The sequence below is a fragment of the Streptomyces sp. AHA2 genome (assembly GCF_036857595.1).
Classification (GTDB): domain Bacteria; phylum Actinomycetota; class Actinomycetes; order Streptomycetales; family Streptomycetaceae; genus Streptomyces.
In genome coordinates this window covers 353,891-378,035 of record NZ_JAUQWJ010000002.1, presented here as the reverse complement: position 1 = coordinate 378,035, position 24,145 = coordinate 353,891, and the positions used below count along the sequence as shown (strand labels likewise).

Below are 24,145 nucleotides of genomic sequence, written 5' to 3'. Positions count from 1 at the left end.
CTCCTAGATGGTGTACGTGATGCCGTCGAGGGCCACCCACGCCGGCAGGTTCGTGGACTGGAAGGTGCGCAGCACACCCGCGGCAGTGATCTCCAGGCGGCACACGGCCGGCATGATGGCCGCGTCGCGGGCGACCGCCCATGCCGCGGCGACGCCCGGCCGGATCGCGGCCGGGATGGTGGCCAGAGTGTCGCCGTCGGGGATGGTTCCCGAGGTGGGTCCGATGCGGCCCCGCATCCAGATACGGCGACCTTCGCGCAGGTAGGACGCGGTGTAGCCGTGGCCGGGGTTGGTGTAGCCGGCGGCGAGGGTGAGCGGTGTCCAGTCGGGGTCGACGGTGGCGGTGCGGCCCCAGGCGAGCCAGTTGCCGTTGCTGGACTGGGTGATGGCGATGACGTCACCGACGGCGGGCTGGCTGTAGGTCTCCATACAGCGGATGTCTTCGATGCCGTCCGCGTCGACGGTTCCGTCGCCGTTCTCGGCGGTGACGGTGGCGGTGCGCCAGTCCGCGCCGCGCACTGATGGGCTGTTGCTGCCCGCCCGGACGGCTTCGGTGGCCTGGAAGTCGGCGTACTCGCGGGCGTGCGCGAAGAAGCTCTTGTCGCTCACGCGTCCTCCTTCGCCGAGATCGTGCTGATGGGGAAGTCGCCGCCTTGGTCGAGGGGCACCGTGAAGGCGGCGACCTGGTGGAGTTCGCGGGTGTCGTCCTCGTGTGTCACGCGCAGCACGTCGCCCGGCTCCAAGGCGGGGTTGGGCAGGGAGCTGATGTCGCCGGAGGCGTTGGGCGCCTTGCCCTTGGCCAGTTCGGCGTTCGCCGCCTGCGCGCAGGCGGCGAGGCTGGTGTAAGCGCTGGACGACACGAACTTGGGGCGCCGTCCGAAGGGGCCGCCCCAGTAGGTGGGTGAGCCGGTGTCGCTGTCGACGGCCAGGTAGCTGATCGGCGGGACGTTCTCGCTCGTGTTCTCCCCGCGGGCGAGGACGCCGTTGTAGACGTTGTCGCCGCTCATCGCCCGGTTCGCGGAGATGTAGACGCCGCCTTCGACCGCTTCGACCGCCCACGCCGGCTGAGTGGTCAGCAGGTCGGGCAGGGCCGCGATGACGAACACCCCGTCTGCGTTGGCGTACACCTCGGCGCCTGCGGCGGCGGCGATCTCCTGCGCGCCGGCCCACGGGTCCGCCTCGACGTCGAACACCCGCGATCCGATGGGGGTGTCGACGACGAGGCTGATGACGTCGGCGCCGGGGATGCTGCGTTGGATGAGCGCGGTGACCGCGCCGACGACCGTGCCCGAAACTTTGTACGGTTCGGTGAACTTGTCGTCGGCGACGATGACCGACAGGTCCTTGCCCTGCAGGGTGACGGGCCCTTCGGAGACGTCGCCGTCCACCGTGTCGAGCCGGAACACGCCGAGCGGAACCAGCTCGTGGCTGCCGTCGCCGTAGACGATGCCGCGGGAGATCCGCAGCCTGGCGCCGTAGGTGGCGAGCTGGTCCGCCGGCGTGCGGGGGATCAATGCCGGGTCGGCGACCGTCACCGAGCAGGTGCGGCGGACGGCCTGGCCGCGGTCGACGGTGACGCTGCCACCCGTGTGCTCCAGCTCGACGACATCGCCGTTCGTCAGGAACAGTTGCACCTGGGTGAGCGGTGTGTGGGACTGGGCGAGGGTTTTCAGGAACCGGTCGGAGACGGGGTACATGGCGTCACCCCGTTCTGCGGTCGAGGAACACGTCCTCCCAGGTGGCGTAGGTATCGAGGACGTCCTGCCAGGTGGCGAACTCGGTGAGTACGTCCTGCCAGGTACGGCCCGTGGCTCCGTTGACGCCGGTCGTGGTGGGCATGTCCGCCTCGACGAGCGGCAGGCTCCAGGCTCGCCACTGCTCCTGGGCCAGCGTGCCCACGCGGGACTCGGTGACCTGGCCGACGTTGACGTACATGTCAGTGACGCCCATGCCCGGCGACGTCTGCCACAGCAGGACGTTGCCGGAGTCGAGCAGCAGGTGCAGCGCCTCGCGCTCCTCGTCGCTGCGCGTCCAGATCGAGAGGTCCCCCTCCAGGCCCTGCCGCCGACCGGACAGGACGACCTTGTTGCGGCGCCCTCGGACAACGAAGCTGGCCTGCTCGATGGGTCGCTGCCAGTCCGGCGCCGCCGCCACCAGCACCTTCGTGTTCCGCTGCGGGTTGCCCGGGTCCTTCAGCCACGCCTCATTGACGTCGGCCAGGGTCAGGGTGACAGTCTCCGACGTGCGGGTCGACGCCACGCTGCGATCGGCGTTGAGGATCGCGATGTGGTAGTACACCGGCACCCCGAACGGCACCTCGTGGTCCTCGACGACCAGCAGGTCGGACGTGATGGGCTGCAGGTCGATCAGTCCCGTCGGACCCCGCACCAAGGTGCGGGCGCCGTCCGGGGTCACCCGGTACAGCGACAGATAGAAGTCGACCGGCATCTCCCGCAGGGTCAGTGCGATGTAGCCGTCGTCGGAACGCGGGTCGACAGCGGTCTGCGGCAGCACCTGCCACAGGCTGACCAGGTCGACATGCAGGACGCTCGCCGCCGCCGACGCAGTGACGACCAGCTCGATCGCCGCCTGGGCCGCTCCCGGCGGGGCCACACCGTCGGACGGCATGGCGTACCAGCTGGAGCCGGGGACGACATAGTTGATGCCCGTGCTGGCGCCGAGATCGTTGCCCCCCGCGTCGTACCAGCGGATCCGCACCAGCACGGTGCTCCAGGCGCCGGCGTCGCGGTGAGCGAGGATCTGGGCCCGCCAGTTCTGCCCCTCTGTCACGGGGTAGCGGCCGGAGCGCACGGTCGACGCGGTGGCCGTGCTGGAGGTGATGGCCAGCGAGTAGGAGCCCTCGAAGAAGGACACGCCCCAGGGGCTGGTGCGGGCCAGCGTCGCCACGCCGGAGGTCGTCGTCCATGCGCCGACGCCCTGCTCGAAGGAGCCGTCGGCATACGGCAGGACGGTGCCGGACTGCAGCGCCGGTGCGGCGCCGATGACGATCGTCTCCAGGCGCAGCACCTGCCCGGCCGACGCCCCGTCCAGGCCCGCGGCGAGCGAGCAGGTCGCGGCGTTCGCCGGGGCCGTGTCGGAGACCCGCTGGCGGTACATGCCGGTCGCCGGGGTCGGTGGCGCCAGCACGCTCCGGGTGGCCTGGATCTGGTTGCCGTTGGAGTCGTAGAAGCGCAGCTCGATCCATGCCGTCGAGGCAACGGTGGGCGGCTGCAGGTAGGCGTAGGCCAGGTACTCCTGGCCGGGGGTGACCGTCGGCCGGTCCACCGCCAGCATGGACGCGTTACCCGCGGCGACCGCGGTCATGGCGAGGGTGTGGCCGCCTGCGGTGTAGTTGGTGACCGCGTAGCCGACCGCCGGGACCTGCCGGGTGATGGTCGCGTTGACCACCGGCGTCCAGCCCGATGCGTCGATCTCGGAGGACTCGGTGTTGAACGGCAGCAGGTTGCCGAGGGTGCGGATCGGCTCGCCGAGGTAGACGTTCTCCCAGAAGTGGCTGACGTTCGCGCCGGTCTCCGTCGACGACAGCAGCACCTGCGCCTGCGTCGCCCCCGCCGGAGCAGGGCCCGCCACCGACACGCGATGCCAGTTCCCGGAGGCGGACAGCGTCGTCAGCGACCAGGTGACGGACAGCTCCGTCCCGCCGGCCATCCAGCGGATACCGATCCGCTCCGGCGTCGAACCGCCGGCGTCGGCGAACGCGTAGTAGACCGTTCCGGCGGTGACCGGGTAGCTGGAGACCGTGCGGGCCTGCATCTCCCCCGCCGCCACCGACCGGACCGACAGGCAGCCACCCCCGCCGGTCCGGCCGCCAATGCCCTGCGCGATGGTGCAGTTGAGTTTGCTCGTCCAGCCTGACGTGTTCGGGTCGATGGTCTCCGTCGTCGCCGACAACAGATTCCCGGGAATCGGCATCAGGGCCTCCTCCCGCCGCGACCAGCAGCCATCACCATGCGATCCCGCTCCATGACCACCTGCCGCGCCTCGCCCCGCACCTTGCCGAGGAACTCACCCGAGTCCAGGTACAGGTCTCCCTCGAAGTGGCCCGCCCCACCGGCTGCGGCGAGGCTGGTCATGGTCCGCCACTGGGCGGGCGTGAGGACCGCTTCGGGCTGGCGCAGGTTGTTCACGCCGATCTGCCCGGGGCCGAGCCAGCCTCCGCTGTCGTAGCCGCCCGGCCGGTTGTAGGCCCGGGGCAGGCTGCCGTAGGCGGCCAGCGCGTACCGCATCGAGGCGTACACGTTGGCCAGCGGGTTGGTGCTCACCCCGTAGGAGAACGGGCCGGTCTTGCGGAACCGTCCCGCGTAGGAGCGGAACGTCGGCCCGATGACCTGCATGAGGCCCACGGACGGCGTACCGCGCTTCCAGTTGGAGTCCCAGCGGTTGACGATGTTGGGGTCGCCGCCGGACTCCTGGTTCATGCGGCGCAGCGTCGTGTTGGCGTGGGCGCGCGGCTGCCCGGCAAGGTCGAGGGCCTGGTTGACGACGCCCCGCCACCGCTGGACACCCTTGCCGCCGGAACCCTGGCCGCCACCGGTGAGGTACGGCATCGGGTCCACCGGGCGGCCGTTGACCCGCGCCTCCAGGTGGAGGTGGGGTCCGGTGACGTTGCCGGTGGCGCCGACCCGGCCGATGGTCTGCCCGGCTTGGACGGGGCCCGCCTTCTTCACGATGGCGGACAGGTGGGCGTACAGGGACTGCAGCCCGTGCCCGTGGTTGACCAGGATGTGGTTGCCGTAGGGGCCGCCGGAGCGAGCGGAGGCGATCTGCCCGTTGGCGACGGCGTGCACGGCCTTGCCGACCGCGGCCGGGAAGTCCAGGCCGGTGTGCCGGCCGGAGGACCACATGCGGCCGGGCACGCCGAACTTGGTGCCGTAGGCGGCGTCGACGGGCTTGACCCACTGGCCGCCCATCTGGGAGTCCTCGGACCCCTTGATGACGGCGAGGGCCTTGTTCAGCAGCGAGGTGGGCAGCGCCTTGGCGAGCGCCCCGAATCCCTTCGTGCCGCCGGGGATCCGGCTGATGAGGTCCCGGATCGGCTTGGCGGCGAGCTGGGCGGCCTTGTACACGCCGCCGAGGATCCAGTCCTTGCCCTTCTTGACGAGGTTGCCGAGCTTGCTGATGGTGCCGCCGAACCAGTCGTCGATGCCGCCGTGGTGGCCGACGATGCCGCCTTCTGCGTAGCCGCTGACGAGGCGGCGGACCGCGCCGACACCACCGCGGTTGCCCGCGTCGTTGAGGGCGTGGATGGTGCCCGGCCCGATACCGCGGACGGCTTCGGGGACGAGGACGCCTTCGCCGGAGCGCATCGGGGTGAGGACGTCGTCGCGCTTGGCCGACTGGTAGCCGGGCAGGACGCCACCGCGCGCCCAGCCCTTGGGCTTGAACGCGGGGAGCTTGTCGATCGGCAGAACCTTGGCGGCTGCGTTCCACAGGCCGCGGACGCCCTGGTTGTAGACGACGTCGATGACCCATTTGATGGGGGCCTTCGTCGCGTTCTTGATCTTGTCCCAGGCTGTCTTGATGCCTTCCTGTGCCGTCTCGAACGCGCCGACGATCTTTTCCGCGAGGGTGGTTCCCCAGCCCGGGACCGTCTTGGTGAAGAAGGTCTTGATCGGCGTCAGGACGTTCTTTTTGATGCTGGTCCAGACGATGCCCATGCCCTCGAGGACAAGCTCGAAAGCGCCGACCACCTTGTCCTTCAGGCTGGTTGCCCAGCCTGGCACCGTCACCGTGAAGAAGGTCTTGATCGGGGCCAGGATCTTGTCGCGGATGAATGTCCAGGCGGCGGAAATGCCCGTCTGGATGCCCTGCCACACCGGCAGGATCACCTTGTCGCGCAGCCAGACCATGGCCGGGCCGAGCTTGTCCGCGACCCACCCCACCAGCGACGCGATGATGCCGACCAGGCCGGTGACCCAGCCGATCGCCGTCTGCAGGGCACCCGCCAGGAGGCCGACGAGGAACCCGGCCAGCGACAGCAGCGGCGGCAGCAGCCACGACAGCACCTTGACCGCGAGTTCCAGCACCAGCGCCACGATCTTCGCCAGCGACGGAATGATCGGGATCAGGGCGAGAGTCAGCTGCACGAACGACGGCATCAGCTGCACCAGCAGCCCGGTCGCCAGCGACACCACCTGCGCGACCAACTGGCCGATCAGCGGCCACAGCGGCTCCAGCGCCTGGAACAGGATTAGCAGAGCCTGCGTCAGAGGCGGCAGCGCCTGCGCCAGCAGGCCGGCGAACGTGCTCGCGAGCTGACCCAGAACGGGCGCAAGGCCGGCGACCACGGGAGCCAGGGAGCGGCCGAGTTCCGCCGCGATACCGACGATCGGCGGGAGCAGCTGCATCGCCGCCTCGGCGATCACACCGAAGGCGTGGGCGAGCGTGGGCAGCATCGGGCGCAGGGCGTCGAAGACCTGCGTCACGAGCTGCACCCCGATGGGGATCAGCGGCTGGATGGCGACAGCCAGCTGCTGGAAGACCTGCGCGATCATCTGGGCGATGTCCGTCAGCACCGGTGCCAGGGCCTGGATGACGCTCGTCAGCGGCCCGACCAGGGCGTCTACCAGCTGAGTCACCAGCGCCACGACGGGACCGAGTGCAGGGGCCAGGCCCTGAATGACCGCGACGATCAAGTCGGCGATGGGCTGGATCAGCGGCATGACCGACTGGACGAGCTGGATGATGGCGCCGCCGACCAGGACGACCGCGGGGGCCAGGGCCTGTACGATCGGCAGCAGAGCGGCGCCCAGTGTTGCTGCGAGCTGCTGCAGCACCGGGCCCAGAGCGGTAGCCAGTTGGGCGATCGGCTGGGCGATGGCCGCAAGGAGCGGCACCACGGCCTGCACCACGGCGCCGATGACCGGCACCAGCGCGGAGACGATCTGCGCCACCGACGCGAACAGGCTGCGCAACTGCGCCTGCATCTCCGGGGTGGCGAGGATCCTCTCCAGTTCACCGAACACTGCGGCCAGGGCGCCGACGATCTGCCCGCCCGCGTCGGAGGCAGCACGGAAGATCTCCTGGACCGTCCCAAGGACGTTGCCCAGGAGGGTGCCGAACTGGCTCAGGATCCCGAACGCGGTGGTGATGGCCTGCTCGAGGCCACCCGACTCGAAGCTCGCGGCGATACCGTCGGTGAACGACGTGATGGCGCCGGCCATCTGCGTGAGCAGCGAGTTGAACGCGGGCTGTGCGGCCACAGCAAGCTGTCCCCAGGCCGTGATGAGCTGGCCCGGGGTCTCCTCGAACACGCGCAGGTTCTTGGTGGCGTCCGACAGGATCTGATCCAGCATCCCCGACTTGGCCATCTCGGTGACGGCGCCGGCCGCGTTCTCGGCCATCGTGTTCCACACGGCGGCCGTCGCGGTGAGCTGCCGCTGCAGGATGGGGATGGTCGTGCGGCCCAGGGCGGTGACGGTGGAGTCCAGCCCTCGGAAGAGTTCGTTCTGCACGGACAGCCGCATGGACGTCCACGCGGGCCCCAGGCCCTGCACTGCGCGCACGAACGACTGGGCGTTCGGTGCGAGCTTGGACATGGCCTCGTCGAACTTCGACGTCTGCGCCGCCGCCGCGGCCTGGGCATCGGCTACCGCGGACGCGGCTTCGGCTACGGCACGCTGGGCGTCCTCGACCTGCCGTTGCCCTTCGGCGCGGGCCTTGTCCACGCCGGCCTGCGCGTCGGCGAGGGCCTGCTGGGCGTCTGCCACGTCGCGTGCCGCGTCCACACCGGTGCGGCGGGCGTCCTCCTGGGCCTTCGCCAGGCCGCGCTCACGGTCGGCGACGGTCTCGTTCGCGGCGGCGACACGCTCGCGGGCGCGTTGCATCTGCTCCGAGCCCGCGACGCCCGCCTTGTTCGCCTTGGCGGTGTCCTTCGACAGGCGTTGCGTTTCGGTGCGCTGCTCCTGCAGGTTGAGCTTGGCCCGGTCGTAGGCCAACTGCAGCTTGGCCAGCTGGTCGGGGGTGACACCGGGGTTGGCCTGCGCCGCGCGGAGTTCCTTCTCCGCTTCCTGCAGGCGCAGCACTGCCTCCCGCTCGTCGAGCCGGGACTCGGCGAGGCGGGTGTTCATGTCCTGCAGGGCGCGGGTGGCTTCCTGCCGGGCATCGGTCAGGGACGTCTGGGCGTCGCGCGCCTCACGCTGGGCGTCACGCAGGTCCCGTTCGGCGTCGCGCACGGACTGCTGGGCGTCGCGCTGCCGCTGCGCCGAGTCCTCCACGACCCGCGCCAGGTTCTCCTCGGCGTCGGCGACGGCCTTCTGCGCCTCGCGCACCCGCTCGGCCGCCTGCACGCGCGCGTCCGCGAGGGCGCGCTGCGCGGTGGCCAGCCCACGCTGAGCCGACTCGACGGCCTTCGTCGCGGAGGCGGCGGCTTTGGCGTCCGCGCTGGAGTCGGCGAACGCGGCCTTGAACGCCTCCCCCACACCCGACAGGCCCAGCTTCAGCGCGCCGGCCGCGGCCCCGGCCGTGGTCAGGGCAGGCGCCAGCAGCGCCGCACCCGCGGCGGCAGCGGACATGTTCGCGCCGATCGCCACACCGGCCAGCGCGCCGATGCCCTTCAGTCCGGCGCCGAACGCCTTGGAGAAGGCGCCGGCCCCGGACTTGCCCGCACTGGAGGCGCGGGAGTTGACGCTGCGGGACCAGTCGCCCTCGAACTCCGGCCGGATGGAGACGTAGCCACGCCCGACGAGGACACCAGCACCAGCCACCGCGCACCCCCGTTACTGGTTCGCGGCGGGCCTCCCGAAGACCTTCGCCAGTTGCTTCGCTCCGGAGCCGTGGCGGCCACCGAAACGGATCACGTTCGTCTTCGGACGGTCCTCGACCCCCGGCCGTGGGATCGGACGCGGCGGCTTCAGGCGGCCCGTCTTCTTCGGGTCGCCGTGCAGCTTGACCGCCGTGAAGGTGCTCTCCCGTACCGCGTCGGCGATCGTCGCCAGCAGCTGTCGCTCCAAGGTCCAGGCGTCCTCTTCCGGCGTGGACCCGCGTACCGCCCGCGCGGTGGCCGACTCGTGCGGCAGGAACCTGAGGAAGACGCGCAGCTCACGCCACGACATCTCCCCCCGGTACAGCTGAAGCAGGGACCGGCCCGGCCAGTAGCGGGCGATGTCCCACTCGACGGCCTCCCCGTACTCCTCTAGGAAGCGGCGGAGGCCGGCGATTCCCCCGGCTCGACACCGGAGCGCTTCTGCCACTCCTCGGCGATCAGCTCGATGTCGCTGAACTGGTAGCCGGCCGCATACATCTCCTTGACCTTGTCCTCGCCGAGGAGGTCCTTGAGGACGGCGACGGTGTTGTCGAGGTCGCCGACGCGTTCCTGCAGCTCGAATGGCAGGGCCTTGATGGGCGGCAGGGTGAACTCGACATCGAACAGGTTGAAGGTGGTGGGCTTGGGCAGGGCGTCGCGCCGCTGCCTGGCCAGGGAGTTGAGGTCGACGACTTCGGTGCCGGCGGTCTTGCTGGGCATGTGCTTCTCCTTGCGGGTGTAGCGGGTTGGGCCCGGCAGGCGCGACCCGCATGGCACGCCTGCCGGGAGAAGGGGGGTTAGGCCGCGGCCCAGGCCGGGTCGTCGGACAGCCACACGGCGATCTCGGGGGCGGTGTCGGCGTAGGCCGAGACCGTCATGCCCAGGCCGACCGCGCCGGAGCGGGCGAAGGTGATGGACTCACGGTCAGTGACCTCACCGCGGGCGATGATCAGCCGGTTGGTGATGTCGCCGTCGACCCACTCCAGGCCGATGGCCCGCTCGTCGGGCTCGGGCGCTGCCGGGATGGACAGCTTGTGGACGGTGCCCGCGACGTCGGACATCGTCGCGGAGGGGAAGTACAGCGTCATGGTCGCCGTCTTCAGCTCGATCGCGGTGAAGCCGAGTGTCATGTCGACACCGGTCAGCACCTTGCGGACCGGCGACAGGGACTGCCAGGCGTTGATGTCCTCGGTGTCGGTCGAGTAGCTCATCTCGACGCCGTCGTCGGACAGGTAGCCGAGGTCGACCCAGCCGGCTGGCCAGGCGGTGGTCAGGTCCGTGGGGGCGGTGGTGCCCTTCGGGGCGATGAAGATGGAGCCGTTGAGTCCGACCCTCACGTTGTCGGCGTCGTTCGCCACGGGATGCCTCCAGGCATAGCGAGGACCCGCACGGCCAGACGCCGACGGGTGAAGTGGATAGGGGGTGCGGGTTGGGTGCTGCTACGCGGGGCGGACCACCATGCTCATCACGAGCACGTAGCGGGGAATCGCGTCCGTCTCGGCGGACGGCTTGTACGGCAGCCAGATCAGCGACGTCTCGTCGACGCCGTAGATGCGGGCCCCGTGCTGCACGGTGCACTGAGCCGCGATCAGGTGCGCGGAGACCAACGCGGCCAGATCCCGGGCCTGCTTCTTCGTGGCGCCGAGGATGTCGATGTCGAGGGTGCGGTCCGCGGTCACGGGCTTCTGCCGCGATCCGCCGCCGCCCAGGGTCACCGATACGATCCCTGCGGCCAGCTTGGTGTCCCAGTTGGGGGGCCATTCGGTGCCGACGATGGTGCCGGTCGGCAGCAGCGGCTTGAGGTACTTCACAGCGGCCTGCTCGACGTCTGGCATGGCCGCCGCCTGCAGGCCGCCGCTCACCGCTTCCTGCGGCCCGGCTGCTCAGCCTCAGCGCCGGCCTCGACGGCGGGCTGCGGCTGCGCGGGCTCCTCCGTAACCGGGGTGGGGGCCTGCTTCTCCTGCGGTGTCTCCCGCTTCGGCTGGGCGACGAGGCCGTCCCGGCGCAGGGCCTTCGCGGTCACCTCGTCGACGTCGATGGTCTCGCCGGGAGCCTTGTCCCCGTACCAGTGGGCGAGCGTGATCTGGGGCATCAGGTGCTCCTCAGTGAATCAAGGGCGCGCCCGAGCGGGCGGGCCTTCGGAGACCAGCCTGCCTGCGGCCGGTCGCGGGAAGAGGCCGGGCGGCCGGTGCCGAACTCGACCTGCAGCGCCCATTCGGCCGTTGCGCCGTACTCGGCCCGCCAGCCGTTGGGTTGCATGGTGGCCGCCGAGTAGACGCTGGCCGCGTACTCGCCGTGCCGCTGCACCGCCGGATCGTAGGTGGGGCCCGTGTACTTGGGGGCGATAGCCCGGGTCACGGCGGCGCCGCGATCGGCAACGTCCTTGAGCAGGTCCCGCATCTGCGAGGAGCGGGCCAGCTCGTCGTACAGGCGCGGGTTGGGGACGAACCGGAAGGAGGTGCGGGCCATCACGCCACCTCCCGCAGGTCGGCTTCGACGTGGTGCACTCCCCCGCCCGGAGCGGGCCAGCGGGCGACCTTGCCGATGACCTGCATGGTTGTGCCCCACGCCTCGACACGGTCGGTTTCGCGCAGGTCGATGTCCATGCCGCGCGGCGTGTACAGCCGCCAGCCCGTCACCGTGACCTGCTTGTCCTCGGTGTCCTCGGTGGAGCCTCCGTTGGGCTGCACGTTGACCCCCGAGACCGGGATGCGGGTGGCCGCATCGACCCAGTCGTCCTGCTCGTTGCCGTAGTCGTCCTCCACCATGGCGGGGCGGACGATGACGATGTCCTGCAGGTACAGCATCAGCGGCTCCGCAGGTTCACCGAGCCGGCGGTGCGGCGGTAGCGATCCAGCACCCTCTGTTCGGTGCGGGACAGCAGCACGCCCAGGTACTCGCCGACCGCGGGGATCAGGTAGGTGACGGACTCGCCGCCCACCGTCTCCGAGCGGATCCCGGACGGGTTGACGATGACCCGGTTCGCGGCCTGCAGCACGATCGCCTTGATGTCGCCGGGCACTTCGTCGAAGCCGTGGGTGTAGGTGACTGTGACCTGCGGCGGCCGGTGCGCCGCCGGGGGGCGGTCCCAGGTCCACGATCTCAGCAGCAGGTCGTTGCCGTCCTGCCACCAGTCCTGCGTCGCCGTCCCGTCGATCAGCACGGTGTCGATGTCGACGACGGGACGCTGCGGCAGCGTCACCACTCCGGCGCACCGGTGCAGGACCGCATCCGCGCGGCGCATGGTGAACGTGTCCGTGGTGGTGGCGCGGGTTATGTCCTGCCGCACGTAGGACCGCACGACGCTGGAGGCTTGGTCGAGCAGGGCCTGGGCCTGCAGCTCCTGCCCGGGGGTGAAGGTGCGCCCCAGGAGGGTGGCGAGGTCGGCCACCGTCGCCAGCGGGGGAAGCACAGCCACGGTGACCTCCCCTCGTCAGCGCGCGCGGGCGTCGTCGTCGAGCTTCTGCCGCACCTCGCGTGCGTACTCCGGGTCGGTCTCCGGTGTGGGAGCGCCGGAGGTGACGCCCTTCAGGGTGTAGTTCTCGTTGGGCGTCGGGTCGACCGCGATGCCGAAGTAGCCCTGCTCCTCGGCCTCGTCGGTCGCCTTCTGGACCTCCCGGGCGACGCCGTCGTCCGGGGTCTCCTGGGTCGTCTTGGTCTGCCTGCTGCTGCTCTTGGACTCGGCCACGGCCGATACCTCCCATGACAAAGCCCCGACACCGGGCGGTGTCAGGGCGGCGTGTGCGGGTTTGGTCAGGCGCCGACGGTCTTCAGGACGCCCACCGGGTAGCGGTCGGCCTCGGTCGGCCGGTCGTTGTTCAGGGTGTTCGCGACCTGCCAGCCCACGCGGAACGTCAGGCGGATGGCCGTCATGTCCTGCTGGGCCAGGTTGTACACGATCGCGCCGGTGTTGTCGGTGATGACCGCCTGGTCCAGAACCTTCATCGTGATGTCCTGGCGGACGCCGACGATGAACTGGTCCCACTGGCCACCGAAGAGGCGAACCCCGTCGACTCCCGCCCCGCCGGCCAGCGGCCACAGGCCACGCATCGGGTACATGACCGGGAACCCGTCGAGGTTGTCGAGGGAGCCCGAGACCCGGCCGGCGTCCAGCTTGCGGCCCTGCGAGTCACGGGCGGCCCGTAGCTTCGCCTTCGCTGACGTGGCGGCGAGGAAGCCGGTGATGTCGAAGCCGTCCTCCTCGACGACGCCGTACAGCTTGTCGATGTCACCGAAGAAGCCGCCCTGCGCGGCGGCGGTGCCCTCGTTGACGGCGTTTCCGGCAGCGGTAGCCGCGGCCAGGATGTTCGTCGGGAACGAGGCGGGCGCGTTGGTGCCGAAGAACACTGCAGTGTCCAGGACGCGGCCGAACGCCTCCACCAGCAGCGGCATCGCCGTGTCCCAGATGTTCGCGTCGACATCCGCCAGGACGTTGTCCGGCACCGGCATGATCGTTGCGATCTCTTCGACGTTCAGGTACTTGTTCGTCCAGCCCATCTCAGTGGTCTGCTTCAGGCCGGTGTCCCCGGACACCCAGTACGCCATCGGCAGCGCCGACAGCACCGGGAAACGCACCTGTCCGGCCTGCACCGGCACGCGCCGGAACAGCTGCAGCACCGCGGACTGCTCCGTCGCCTTGCCGAGCATCTCGTTGGAGACCTCTTCGGGGATGAGCGCTGCCGCATCGGTGCGGGCAGTGATGTTGTTGTAGGCCACGATCCGGCCCATCCTTTCGGTGAAACCGGCCGGACCGTGCCGCGCCGGGAATGCTTCAGCCCAGACCCGCGGTGTGGCGGATCAGGTCGTTCATGGACGTAGGGCGGGCCGTCTGGCGGACACCGCCGTCGTAGCTGGGGGCCTGCGCCTTCTGGGCGCTGAAGACCTCGAGGAGCCGGTCGGCGTCCTCCGCCATCTCCTCTTCCGTCGCCCCCTTCAGGCGGTCGGCGAGTTCCGCGGGAAGCTTCTTGTTCGCTGCGACGCGGTAGCGCATGAGCTCCTGCTTGGCGGCCGCAGCTTCGCGCTCCGCCTCCGCCTTGCCCTCGGCGAGCTTCTGCGCTTCGGTCTTGTCGCGGTCCTCGTATTGCTTGAGCTTCAGGCGCAGCGTCTCGGCCTCCTTGTTGGCCTTCTTCAGCGCCCGCTCGACCTCCGGCGGGATGCTCGCTCCACCGGATTCCTTCGGCCGCTCTGCAGCCGGTGCAGCAGTCCCCTCGGGCTCGCCCGTCTCGGGCGTCTCCGGGGTTTCAACTGCGGTGTTCTCGTCAGCCATCGCGGCCGACTCCTTCCCATCGCCCCGCCCTCTCGGCAGGGACATTCAAGAACGGCTAGACGATGTAGCCGTAGCGGCGCAGCAACTCGAGCTGTTCACTGCGCCCGGGCGCCTGCCGGAAGATGGCCTCCGGCGTCAGGCGCGAGGCCGTTGAGCGGCTGTAGCGCTGGCCAGGGAACCGGGCGAAGTCGCCGCCCGCCCGCCGCATGCGCCGCCCGTACAGGCCACGGCGCGTGACGCCCTCCATAGTGGTTGGGGCGCCCGGCCGGGACATGCCGCGCCGGGCATTCACCACCTGACCGACATCCGCGCCCTCACCGATCGCGCGGGCGCCCGCAACACCGAAGACCCGCCGCTGCTCGCGCCCCGGCATGCGGTCGAACAACTGCTGCGGCGTCGGCACGTTCGGCCACTCGTTCTCCCGCAGCGGCAGGGTCTGGCAGTCGCAGTTCGGGTGCCGCAGGAAGCCCTCGCTGTAGCGGTACATCTGGCCGGACAGGACGATGCAGCGCGCGCACGCTGGCAGCTGCACCACCCGCACATACGCCACACACGACCGGTTCGCCGCCATCCCTACTTGGTCGGCGGAGCGGGCGCTGTCCGCGATCGCCGTGGAGGCGTAGCGGGCCATGTCGGCGAGGCCGCCGAGCATCGCCTCCTCGGGCGGCATCCCGGCCGCCAGACGCCGCCGCACGCCGACCGCGGGCAGGAACAGCAGCGTTTCCAGCGGCCCGCCGTCCGGGGCGATCCCCGCGAAGGCCGACGCCACCAAAGCGGCCTCCGCGATGGCCGAACCGCCCTGAGCGGCCATCTGTGCGGCGATGTACGCCTGCGCCGCGTCCGCTACCGTCAGCTGCCCTTCGGCCACCGCCGCCACGATCGCCGCGCCGGCCGCGCCCTCCAGGTCGTCCGCGACGGTGGCCGCGGACATGCCCTTCCACAGGGTCTGCACCTGCTGCACCACGGACTGGATGACCGACGTGACCTGGGTGTAGCGGGTGCGGCCCAGCTCAGTCGGCGTTGCCATCGGCTTCGGCCGTGTCGGTGGGTAGCTTCGGCCCGAACAGGGCCGCCGGGTCGCCGCCCATCACGCGGGCTGCCGCATCGGTGCGAAGCTGCTGCCACTGGGCGATCTCCGTCTGCGAGGCGCCCCAGCGCTCCCACAGCGCCTCATGGGGCACCCCGAGGGTGCTCATCTTGAGCAGCGCGTCGACCAGCTCACCCTCGGTGCGGAACTCCGGGTTGTGCCAGATCACCTCGATGCTCGCCAGGTCCCGGGTGTCGCCGGCCGCCTTCAGATACAGCCTTACAACCTCCTCCAGGCCCTCGCCGAGCGGGCGGCAGCGCTGACGCACCTTGGCCACCAGGCCGGACTCCGTGGCCTTCAGGGTCTCGCCGTTGACGTTGGACAGCTTGCCCAGCAGGTACTGAGCGGGGGTGCGTGTGCGCGCGGCCATGTGCTGCACGTCAGCCTCGATGGACGCCAGGTAGGGGCCCAGATCGGTCGCCGAGAACTCGCCGACCTTGACGCCCTCGTCCTCGATCACCCACAGCCGGTCCACCGCGGCCTTGAACGGCTCGATCGGCTGCCCGTTGTCGTCGACGGGCACCTCGTAGCCGGTCATCCACCGTTGACGGAACGCGGAGAACTCCTGCGCCATCATCCGGTCGATGAGGGTCTTGTTGATGCGGTCCTGGACGTCGAGAACGTCCTCGATCTCACTGTGCGCCTCGCCCAGCAGGTCAGGGCGATTTTGGATCTCGACCAGCGGCACGACACCCATCGAGTTCGGCGCCGGCCACGGCTCGCCGGCCACCGCGCGCCTCTCCCAGGACGGCTTCGCGACCCCCTGCACCGGCTTCGGCGCCTGGAACTTGTACAGGCCGTCCGGCAGGTAGAGCGTGGCCATCAGCTGGCCGGTCCAGTCGTCCACCCACGTCTTCAGGCCCGCCGCACGCTGCCTCCGGCTGCCCGGCTGGTAGGCGACGATGGCCTGCGTGGCGTCCTCCGCCGTGATGATGGGCGTCGAGGCATCATTCGGGTTCGGGGCGACCAGCGCGAAAGCTCTGCCGACCTTCACCGCCTCCGTGATCAGCAGATCGGAGTCGGCATCCATCGACGACGCCTGCCAGATCCGCCACGCCTCCTGGTCGCCGACGTCCTCATCGCCGAAGCGAAAGCCGTCCACCTGGATGCGCTCCGCGGTGGCGTCCACGACGAGGCCCGTGTAGTTCGACCGCGACTGCTTCAGCAGCCGCTGGAACGCCGAACGGGCCTTCTCCTGGATCATCGGCAGCGGATGGTCGCCCGAGTAGTACTGGCGCATCGTGTCGGCGTACTTACAGCGCTCCTGCAGCTGCGTCCACAACCGCTCCAGCCACCAGTCCGGCGACTCAGGCTCCAGCTTCTGCGACAGGGCCACCAGGCACCTCCCGTCAGAATCCGACCGCCACCCGAGACTTCGCCTTCGGCCTGCGCAGATAGCCGTCCAGGCCCATCACCGTCGCCGCGATCCCGTCGATGCGGGCCTGGGACTTCTTCCGGTCCGGCTTCGTCGGCCGGTAGTTGTCGTTGCCGTCCGCGATCGTCTCTACGCAACCGGCCATCCAGCGCAGGATCGGATGCCCGCCGTGCAGGAACCGCTGCTCGAGCAGCAGCCGGTCCAGTTCCTTGCAGGCCGGCGACAACCCGAGGAACGTCTGACTGATCGGTGTCACCTTCACGCCGCGCCGGGTGTCCCGGTCGACGTTCTGCACCAGCTGGCCTGCGAACATGCGGTCGTAGCCGATCCACTGCACGTCGAAGTGCTTACAGTCCGCCAAGACCTGCTTCTCGATCGTGTCGTAGTCGATCGCGTCGCCCTCGGTCAGCTTCAGGAAGCCCTCGCGGGCCCACTGGGCGAGGGGTACCTGCAGGTGGCGCTGCAGGTCCTCCAGGCGCTCTGACGGCAGCCAGAACCTCGACACCAGCTCCACCTCGACGCCCGGCTGCTTTGATTCCACCGCCAGCACCCAGGCGCTGAGGTCGGACACCGCCGAAAGGTCCAGGCCGCCCCACGCCCTGCGGCCCTTCAGTGCCGTCTCGTCGACCATGCCGGCCACCCGGTCCCAGGCCCGGACGTCGATCCAGCGGGTCGATGCCTTCTCCCGGATGTTCAGCGACAGCCGCAGGAACGTCGGGAAGTACGAGGGTGTCGCCTGCGCCTTGTTGGCCTCACGCCGCAGGTACGCCAGCGTTGGGCTCACTCCGAGGCCGGGGTTCGCGCGGCGCCAGGTCCGCTCATCGAACGGGTCGTCCGACTCGTCCGCGGCCCAGATCACCCCGTAGTGCGCCGGGTCCTGCACGACGTTCTCGGCGACCTTGCGGGTGTAGGAGTGCTTCTCGTCGTAGATCGAGCCCTCTTGCGCGTCATCCGCCGTCGTGATGAACACGATCAGCGGCTGATCGCGGGCGCCGGTGCCCGTTTCGATGGCATCGATCAGATCCCTCGACTTGTGCACGTGGACCTCGTCGATCACCGCGCCGCTCACGTTCAGGCCGTGCGCGGTCTCCGCGATCCTCGACAGGGCCCGGAAGATTCCGCCCGTCCGCGGCACCCGGATCACTGAGGTAAGCACCTCGGCCCGGCCCTTCACCGCCTTCGACGTCTGAGCCATCCGCTTCGCGTCGTCGAACACGCGCTTCGCCTGCTCCAGCGAGCCAGCCGCCGCATACACCTCGGCGCCGATCTCCCGGTCGGCCAGCAGCAGCGCCAGGCCGATCCCCGACGACAAGGTCGATTTGCCGTTCTTGCGGGGCACCTCGATCCACACCGCGCGGACCACGCGGACGTCCCGCTCCAGCTCCGGGTCGTGCCACAGCCAGCCGAACACCGGCGCGATCACCCACACGAACTGCCACGGCGCCAGCTTCAGCGGCGTACCGCCCCAGCGGCCCTTGGTGTGCTTGAACGACTCGATCGCGGCCTTCGCACGGCGGGCCGCCGCCACGTCGAACCAGGCCCCCGGCTGCTCCGGCATCTGGAACGCCGACACCAGCGGCCTCGACAGCAGCGCGTCCGCGATCTCCTCATCCGACAGGCCCAACTCGTGCAGCGCCGCGCGCGGAACCGGCAGGCCATCCGAGCAGTCCTCGACCGACAGCTGCTCAGTCGAAGGGATCGTCTTCGTCGCCATCGTCGCCACCCTCCGGCGGCGTCAGCCGGCCGCGAGCAGACGGCGACAGCCCAAGCTCCCCGATGTACGCCTTCAACTGCGTCCGGTACTGCGACGCGATCGTCGTCAACGGGTTCCGGCACGGCCCGCGCTGCCCCATCGTCACCAGGCCCTCGATGGACAGCTGCCGCTCACACCACTCCAACCGGGCCACGCACACGCAGTAGTCCACGGCCGTCGACCGGTCCACCGACGTCAGGCCCGCCATCTGCTGCAGCACCGGCACGACCCGCTGCCACTCCCGGCCGGCGACCTCGCGGCCGAACTGAGCCGCCTCCTGGGCCAGTCTCAGGCGCTGCCAGTGCGCGACCTCCCGCCTGTACTCCTTCAGCTCCTCGTCGTCCGCGCCCCGAGGAGCCCGCGGCTTCGGAGGCATCCGCGAGGTGGGGAAGAACGACGACCAGTCCGGCTCATAGAGGGTGGCCGGCGGGAGCTTGACGCCCTCACGGACCGGGCGCTTGCCCGGATTGCCCTCGCGGACGACCTGCAGCGGAGGCTTCGGCTTGCGGCCAGGCACCGCCATACAAGATCACCCCCAAGATCAGAAGGCCCCGGATCGCGGCGCCACGAATTTCCCTCCCCCGCGGTCCCGTGTGCGCGCGGGCGGGGGTACGCCCCCACCCACGTGCGCGCGAGGGCTCCAAAATTGCCGAGAATTTCAGCAATTTCGGACGATCAATTTCCCTGCCGTTTTCGAGTTCGCGCAGCCTTTTTCGCCATGCGTGATCGGTCGGCGTGGGTCTTGCCAGCATTGGCGATCTTGGCGGCTCGGGTCTTACCCATGCGGCCCTTGAGTGCCTCATACACCCTGCCTCGGCCGGCCACGATGCCTCGGATGCGTCCGCCCTTGCCCTTCGGCATGATGATCACCTCGCCCCTAGGCTCGTCATCGGTGCTGCTCTGCTGCCCAACCTCCGGGCTGATGCCTCGCGGTCTCTCTGCTGTGGCAGGGCTTGCACAGCCCTCGTCCGTACTGTGGATCGTTGGCATCGAGGCCCTCTGCCTCTAGCTGTTGGCGTGAGCGTGGCCAGTGGTCTGCCTCAGTGGCCGGTGCACGTCGGCATAGAACGCATACGGGCTGGGCGTCCAGTACGCCTCGCCTGAAGCGGTCCTCGTGCCGCCCCGTGTAGCCCCTCTGCCGTGCTCCACCTCGTGCCCTCGTGTCCTTGCCGTGTATCGGGCAGGGCTTGGTCTGGTCACAGCCTGGCCTTGAGCAGGGAGGCTTGAGCCGGGATGGCATTCAGGGCCCCCTTGGGTGCGCTAACGTGCCCCCTCCAAGGACCAGGGGGTCCAAGAAAAAGGGGGGTGTTCTGATGGCCAGTGGGTGCCGTGATTGTCAGACGTGCACGATGTCGTGGATCGCTCGGATGGGGCGTCACACGGCGTACCTGTTCACGTGCTCCTGGCTGATCAAGCCTGTGTTCCTGAAGTGCTGCCCTCAGTGCAAGCACATGATGAGCCGCCATCAGCGCCGTAGGGACGGCTCGTTCCAGGACTAGTTGGTCGACTCCTCGAAGCGAGGTATCGACACGGCCGAATCATCGTCCACCTCGTCGGGCTGCTGGATGTGGGCGAAGAACGCAAGCGCCTCTTCGATCTCCTCGTCCCGGCCAGCGATGGCTGCGCCCAGCGCGTCAGGTATGAGTGTCATCTGCCCACCTTCTCAGACCCTCAGCGCCTGCACGGTGAGTTCGGCGTTGTCGACGTTGTAGGCGAGCGTTGTGCCGTAGTCGTTGGGGCTGAACGGCCCGAAGACCTGCGTCTCGCCTGCGGGGATGGTCTCGCTGCGCACGGGCGCGGTGAGGCCGTCAACGGAGACGGTCGTCGCGAAGGTGATAGTGCGCGACGAGGCGCCCGTGTTGCGGACGATCAGGACGACTCTGCCGTCGTTCGGGGTCGAGTTGCCGTTGGCGACGTCGCCCGCCGCAGCGGCCGGAAGGACCGTGCCGGAGCGGGTCGCCTGCGTAGCGGCGATCGAAGTGCGGGGCATGGCGATCTCCCTGGGTCAGAAGCGCCTGATGAGGCGGAGGCTGGTGGCGTAGGTACCGGTGCCGTCAAGGCGGGATGCTCCGCCGAGGTCGCCGAAGGTGGGCCCGTTCGGGGTCTTGCGCGAGTTGATGAACCGCAGTTGGCCGAGGCTGTCGGCGCCGAGGTAGATGCCGTTGTGGTCGAGCTGGCCGGCTACGGGGTCGCCGCTGTCGGCGTCGAAGTGGGGCACGTCGCCGATCTGCAGGTTGGTGAGCGGCGGGGCACTGCCGGTGGCTTGGGCGATGATGACGCCGGGCCCGTTGGGGCCGATGTCTTTGGTCATGCGCGGTAGGACGGTGCCGTCGATGTTCGCGGTGCGGACCATGGGGATGCCCATGTGGTAGCCGTAGATCATGCGGACGAAGCCGGAGCAGTCCACGCAGCCCTGTTCGCCGGCACCCGCCGTCTGCGTCTCGCCGTTGGGGAAAACCCAGTCGCGGTTCATGTAGTCGTGGAAGTCGGCGCCTTCTATGGGGGTGCCGTCGGTGTCGAGCGGCCCATAGTTTGCCTGCCCGGCGATCTGCGCCCCGGCGAGAGCCGTGCTGGTCACGGTCGGGGCGCCGGTGGTGTACATGAGCGCGTAGGCGAGTACGTCGGGTGTGGTGTCGACCGCCCAGGCTCGGATCTGGTCGGCCAGCGCGGGCGTCCACGTGCCGTTGAACGGCTGGGCGAGGACGCGCACCCACGTGTTGTGGGTGATCGTCGGGACGGTTTCCCAGCTGCCGGAGATGACCTGCAGGTCGTCGACGCGGACGAGGCGGGGCAGGCCGGTGGAGCCGGTGGAGGCGAGCGCCCGGAACCCGACCCGGCCGGCGGGGTTGGCGGTGTCGGTGACGGAGTGCAGCCACGTGCCGGGTTCGGTGGTGCCGTCGAGCCAGGCCCTGCAGCGCAGTGTGCTGCCGGTGCGCTGGATGCGGATGCGCCACCACTGACCCGCGGTGAAGCCGGTTCCGACTTGGGCGGCGGTACCGAGGGTGGTGGTGGTTCCGGCGACTTCCTTCTCCAGGGCGAGCTGCACGGTGCCGGTGGTGTTGACGATGAGGCGGGCCCGGTTGGCGTTGTTGGTGTCGGTGTAGCCGATGGACAGGCCGATGCTGGTGGCTGCGCCGGCGGGCACGGTGGCGACGGTGACCTTCGCGGTGACGTCGACGTCGGTCAGGGTATCGACGATGGTCGCGTGGCGGCTGCTGTTGGCGACGTCGCAGGAGATCTGCCCGACGCCGCCGCCGACGGTGTAGAGGGTGGCGGTGCCGGACTGGGACCAGGTGCCGCCGCCGGGGCTGAGGCCGAAGCCAGAGCTGGACGTGCGCGCGAAGGCGTCGGTGAAGGGCCGCTTGTTCTCGGTGAACGTGCGCTGCGGCCCGCGCATGGCGACGGTGCGGGCCCCGACGGTGAGCGTGGCCAGCACGCCCGCGGTGTCGGAGACTTGCAGCCGATCCGGGGCGGTGAGGGTCTGGGTGGCGAGCGTGGCGGGCGGCGGCTGGTACAGCATCTGCCCGTCGTCGACGGTGAGCACCGCCATCACTCACACCCCTTGCAGGTCGACTTGGATGGTGACCGCCGTGGGCGTGCCCGTGACGGAGCGGATGGCGAGGGTGAGGCTGTCGCCGGCTGCGAAGGTGGCGTTCTGCACGGACGGCCCGGACAGCCACGTCGCCGCGGTCGACAGGGACAGGTCGGCGGCGAGGAGATCCGACGCGTTCTTCTGCGCGTTGATCGTGGTGCCGGTTCCGCCGACCCGGTAGCCGCGCACCGCAACCACGGTGCACGCCTTGGGGGCCCGCCACACCACGTAGGAGGCGGCGCCGGTCGGGGCGGTGATGACGAGGCTCTTGCTGACGGTGGTGGCCGCCGCCGGCAGGGTGAGGCTGGGCGCCGTGAGGCCGCCGTCTACTGCAACGGCGAACGTGCCGGGCCCGTTGATCGGCCCGGTGAGGGTGCCGCCCGTCTTGGGGAGGAACTTCCCGTCGGCGTAGGCGCGGTCGCCGTGCGGGTCCGCGGCGGCCGTGTGCGCGGCGACCTTCTCGGTGGCGTCCGCGGCGGCAGCCGCTCGGTCACCGTGCGGGTCGGCCGCCGCGACGTGAGCCTGCAGGGCTTCGTCGCTGTATGCCCGGTCACCGTGCGGGTCGACAGCTTCGACGTGGGCGTCGACGGCGGCCTGCGCGGTGGCCTCCACGCCGTCGGCGGTGGCCAGGCCGGTCACGTCGCCGGTCTGCCCGTTCACGCTGGACACGAGCCCCGCCGACACCATGACGGTGCGCGCCTGCTGCCCGGTGGACACTTCGATGTCGTCGGTGAGGGCCTCGCCCGTGACCTGGATCCTCACCGGGTCACCTCCAGCGACACAACGGCCCGCCCCTGCAGGAGCCGCACCACGGTGCCACCGTTGACCATCTCCAGGTCCCATACGCCGTTGCGGGTGAGGGTCTCGGTCACAGCGGCGGGGATGGCGAGCCGAATCGTGTCCCCGATGATCGTCAGATAGTCGCCGAGGTCGAGGAGCAGCTCGCCGTTCTCGGAGGCCGGCGCGGAACGGATCTGGGAGCGTGCGCTCCAGCCGGCCCAGGAGAAGTCGTCGACGTCCTTGACGGTGAAGTTCTGCACGTAGGTGGCGCCCTGCTCGATGCGCAGATCGAAGATGCCAGCGGCCAACCCTGCCACCTCCGGGATCTCGCTGTCGGCGGCGTCCGCGGTGAGCGTCGCCGTCCCGGACAGGGCGGCTGTGGCGCGCACGGACATGCGGGGGGTGGCGGTGAGGCTGCTGTCGGCGCTGAGGACGGCCGCGCCGTGCACGGACGCCTCAGCGGCGGCGGTGAGTGTCGTCTGCCCCGACAGGGTCGCCGAGCCGGTCAGCACGGCCCCGTTGGAGAGGGTGTTGACCATGTCGAACTCGACGAAGTTCGCCGTTCCGGCATCGCGGTGGGCCGACATGTCCAGGGCGCACGCTTCGGCGTCGGCGGCGATCCAGGCTGGGGTGGCGAGGGTGCGCCGGTTGGTCCACGTTGTCCCGTTCGGGGACGTGTCCCAGTACAGGTTGGTGCCGTCCTCGCGGAGCCGCATCCACAGGTGTGCGACCGGGTCGTAGGTGAGCTCGACCGCGTTGTCGTCCCAGTAGTCGGTCTCCGACACGCAGCGCAGCGTGCCGTTGACGGCGTTCATGGAGAAGCCGACGCGGGTGCCGGCTGTGGCGCCTTGTACGGTGACCGCGAAGTACGCCTCGACGGTGGCGCCTGCGGCGGCCGGGGCTGTGGGCACCTGCACGAACAGGGTGGCCCCGGAGAGCGTCCACGCGTAGGCGGTCTGGCAGCCGGCGTAGCCGGTGGTGCAGGGGACGCGGGCCCGGCCGCCGACGACAGCGGTGCCGCCGTAGCTGTTGCCCCACTCGGGGCCCAACGTGCCGCTGTTGAAGTTATCGACGAGGGTGGAAAGGGACGGCACGGCTGGCCTCCCGTCACGCCAGGGACAACTGCAGGGATCCCGCGGTCAGCCGGAGCTCATCCCCGGCAGCAACGGTGCGGGACGCGGTGAGCGGCCCGTACCAGAGCCGCACCGGCGTCCCCGCGTTGTCCCAGATCTCCACACCGACGACCGTGGCCGCAGGCATGCCCGTCCACACGAGGTCAGCCGAGTTGCTGGTGGCGCCGGAGACGGCGGCGCCGACGGAGAGGTTCTGCCGGGCGTAGGAGCCGCCGGTGACCTCAGTGCCCGCCGTGGTGTCATCGCCGTTCGCGGTCACCAGCGCGACCTTCAGCGGGGTGGTCGGGGCGGTCGCCGACAGGCCATTGATGAAGTCCAGGGCCCGGTTCTCGGCGGTGTTCGTCAAGTTGTCGGCCACGCGGCCTCCTCACGAGTGGGCGCCGCGTGGCGCAAGG

The 24,145-nt window shown here is 70.0% G+C and carries 26 protein-coding genes; all 26 read right to left on the bottom strand.

The features are described 5' to 3' along the window. Positions 1 to 3 precede the first annotated feature (3 nt). On the bottom strand, positions 4 to 609 hold the full coding sequence (locus tag Q5694_RS05740) for a hypothetical protein (RefSeq protein WP_333930933.1): 606 nt from the start codon (positions 607 to 609) through the stop codon (positions 4 to 6). Then, a complete protein-coding gene (locus Q5694_RS05735) occupies positions 606 to 1,697 on the bottom strand; it encodes a DUF5047 domain-containing protein (protein WP_333930932.1) in 1,092 nt (363 codons plus the stop codon). Before Q5694_RS05735 ends, Q5694_RS05740 begins: the two co-directional genes overlap by 4 nt. 4 nt (positions 1,698 to 1,701) lie before the next feature. Next, positions 1,702 to 3,933, bottom strand: coding sequence for a hypothetical protein (locus Q5694_RS05730; RefSeq protein ID WP_333930931.1), 2,232 nt, complete (start codon positions 3,931 to 3,933; stop codon positions 1,702 to 1,704). Further along, complete coding sequence (locus Q5694_RS05725) at positions 3,933 to 8,726, bottom strand: peptidoglycan DD-metalloendopeptidase family protein (RefSeq protein ID WP_333930930.1); 4,794 nt, start codon at positions 8,724 to 8,726, stop codon at positions 3,933 to 3,935. The genes Q5694_RS05730 and Q5694_RS05725 overlap by 1 nt, the downstream gene beginning before the upstream one ends. Positions 8,727 to 8,738: 12 nt before the next feature. Further along, a complete protein-coding gene (locus Q5694_RS05720; RefSeq protein WP_333930929.1) occupies positions 8,739 to 9,074 on the bottom strand; it encodes a hypothetical protein in 336 nt (111 codons plus the stop codon). 80 nt (positions 9,075 to 9,154) lie between these two features. Continuing rightward, positions 9,155 to 9,484 (bottom strand): hypothetical protein, encoded by a 330-nt coding sequence (locus Q5694_RS05715; protein ID WP_333930928.1) that lies wholly within the window; start codon positions 9,482 to 9,484, stop codon positions 9,155 to 9,157. 77 nt (positions 9,485 to 9,561) lie between these two features. Continuing rightward, positions 9,562 to 10,122: a phage tail tube protein gene (locus Q5694_RS05710; RefSeq protein WP_333930927.1), complete on the bottom strand. Its 561-nt coding sequence runs from the start codon at positions 10,120 to 10,122 to the stop codon at positions 9,562 to 9,564. A gap of 81 nt (positions 10,123 to 10,203) precedes the next feature. Then, positions 10,204 to 10,599, bottom strand: a complete 396-nt coding sequence (locus Q5694_RS05705; protein WP_333930925.1) for a hypothetical protein — start codon at positions 10,597 to 10,599, stop codon at positions 10,204 to 10,206. A gap of 23 nt (positions 10,600 to 10,622) precedes the next feature. Beyond that, on the bottom strand, positions 10,623 to 10,856 hold the full coding sequence (locus Q5694_RS05700; protein WP_333930923.1) for a hypothetical protein: 234 nt from the start codon (positions 10,854 to 10,856) through the stop codon (positions 10,623 to 10,625). Then, entirely contained in the window at positions 10,856 to 11,233 is a 378-nt protein-coding gene (locus tag Q5694_RS05695) for a hypothetical protein (RefSeq protein WP_333930922.1), read from the bottom strand. The genes Q5694_RS05700 and Q5694_RS05695 overlap by 1 nt, the downstream gene beginning before the upstream one ends. After that, on the bottom strand, positions 11,233 to 11,571 hold the full coding sequence (locus Q5694_RS05690; protein WP_333930920.1) for a hypothetical protein: 339 nt from the start codon (positions 11,569 to 11,571) through the stop codon (positions 11,233 to 11,235). The genes Q5694_RS05695 and Q5694_RS05690 overlap by 1 nt, the downstream gene beginning before the upstream one ends. Beyond that, on the bottom strand, positions 11,571 to 12,182 hold the full coding sequence (locus Q5694_RS05685) for a hypothetical protein (RefSeq protein WP_333930919.1): 612 nt from the start codon (positions 12,180 to 12,182) through the stop codon (positions 11,571 to 11,573). The genes Q5694_RS05690 and Q5694_RS05685 overlap by 1 nt, the downstream gene beginning before the upstream one ends. Positions 12,183 to 12,197: 15 nt before the next feature. Next, the gene (locus tag Q5694_RS05680) at positions 12,198 to 12,452 is read right to left on the bottom strand and encodes a hypothetical protein (protein WP_333930918.1); all 255 of its coding nucleotides are present in this window, start codon (positions 12,450 to 12,452) and stop codon (positions 12,198 to 12,200) included. A gap of 65 nt (positions 12,453 to 12,517) precedes the next feature. After that, positions 12,518 to 13,480 carry a phage major capsid protein gene (locus Q5694_RS05675; protein WP_333930917.1) on the bottom strand — a complete coding sequence of 321 codons (963 nt, stop codon included), beginning with the start codon at positions 13,478 to 13,480 and terminating at the stop codon, positions 12,518 to 12,520. 55 nt (positions 13,481 to 13,535) lie between these two features. Next, positions 13,536 to 14,030, bottom strand: coding sequence for a hypothetical protein (locus Q5694_RS05670; RefSeq protein ID WP_333930916.1), 495 nt, complete (start codon positions 14,028 to 14,030; stop codon positions 13,536 to 13,538). A gap of 55 nt (positions 14,031 to 14,085) precedes the next feature. Then, complete coding sequence (locus tag Q5694_RS05665; RefSeq protein ID WP_333930915.1) at positions 14,086 to 15,057, bottom strand: hypothetical protein; 972 nt, start codon at positions 15,055 to 15,057, stop codon at positions 14,086 to 14,088. Then, positions 15,041 to 16,453 carry a phage portal protein gene (locus tag Q5694_RS05660; protein ID WP_333930914.1) on the bottom strand — a complete coding sequence of 471 codons (1,413 nt, stop codon included), beginning with the start codon at positions 16,451 to 16,453 and terminating at the stop codon, positions 15,041 to 15,043. Before Q5694_RS05660 ends, Q5694_RS05665 begins: the two co-directional genes overlap by 17 nt. A 13-nt stretch (positions 16,454 to 16,466) precedes the next feature. Then, a complete protein-coding gene (locus Q5694_RS05655; protein ID WP_333930913.1) occupies positions 16,467 to 18,206 on the bottom strand; it encodes a terminase large subunit in 1,740 nt (579 codons plus the stop codon). Beyond that, entirely contained in the window at positions 18,178 to 18,768 is a 591-nt protein-coding gene (locus tag Q5694_RS05650; RefSeq protein WP_333930912.1) for a phage terminase small subunit P27 family, read from the bottom strand. Before Q5694_RS05650 ends, Q5694_RS05655 begins: the two co-directional genes overlap by 29 nt. A 152-nt stretch (positions 18,769 to 18,920) precedes the next feature. After that, on the bottom strand, positions 18,921 to 19,106 hold the full coding sequence (locus Q5694_RS05645) for a hypothetical protein (protein WP_333930911.1): 186 nt from the start codon (positions 19,104 to 19,106) through the stop codon (positions 18,921 to 18,923). A 634-nt stretch (positions 19,107 to 19,740) separates the two neighbouring features. After that, a complete protein-coding gene (locus Q5694_RS05640; RefSeq protein WP_333930910.1) occupies positions 19,741 to 19,896 on the bottom strand; it encodes a hypothetical protein in 156 nt (51 codons plus the stop codon). A gap of 12 nt (positions 19,897 to 19,908) precedes the next feature. Then, positions 19,909 to 20,235 (bottom strand): hypothetical protein, encoded by a 327-nt coding sequence (locus Q5694_RS05635; protein ID WP_333930909.1) that lies wholly within the window; start codon positions 20,233 to 20,235, stop codon positions 19,909 to 19,911. Positions 20,236 to 20,250: 15 nt separating this feature from the next. After that, positions 20,251 to 21,795 carry an NlpC/P60 family protein gene (locus Q5694_RS05630; protein ID WP_333930908.1) on the bottom strand — a complete coding sequence of 515 codons (1,545 nt, stop codon included), beginning with the start codon at positions 21,793 to 21,795 and terminating at the stop codon, positions 20,251 to 20,253. 3 nt (positions 21,796 to 21,798) lie between these two features. Continuing rightward, positions 21,799 to 22,599, bottom strand: a complete 801-nt coding sequence (locus tag Q5694_RS05625) for a hypothetical protein (protein WP_333930907.1) — start codon at positions 22,597 to 22,599, stop codon at positions 21,799 to 21,801. Then, entirely contained in the window at positions 22,596 to 23,711 is a 1,116-nt protein-coding gene (locus Q5694_RS05620) for a hypothetical protein (protein WP_333930906.1), read from the bottom strand. Before Q5694_RS05620 ends, Q5694_RS05625 begins: the two co-directional genes overlap by 4 nt. A gap of 13 nt (positions 23,712 to 23,724) precedes the next feature. Then, positions 23,725 to 24,108 (bottom strand): phage tail fiber protein, encoded by a 384-nt coding sequence (locus tag Q5694_RS05615; protein ID WP_333930905.1) that lies wholly within the window; start codon positions 24,106 to 24,108, stop codon positions 23,725 to 23,727. Positions 24,109 to 24,145 lie beyond the last annotated feature (37 nt).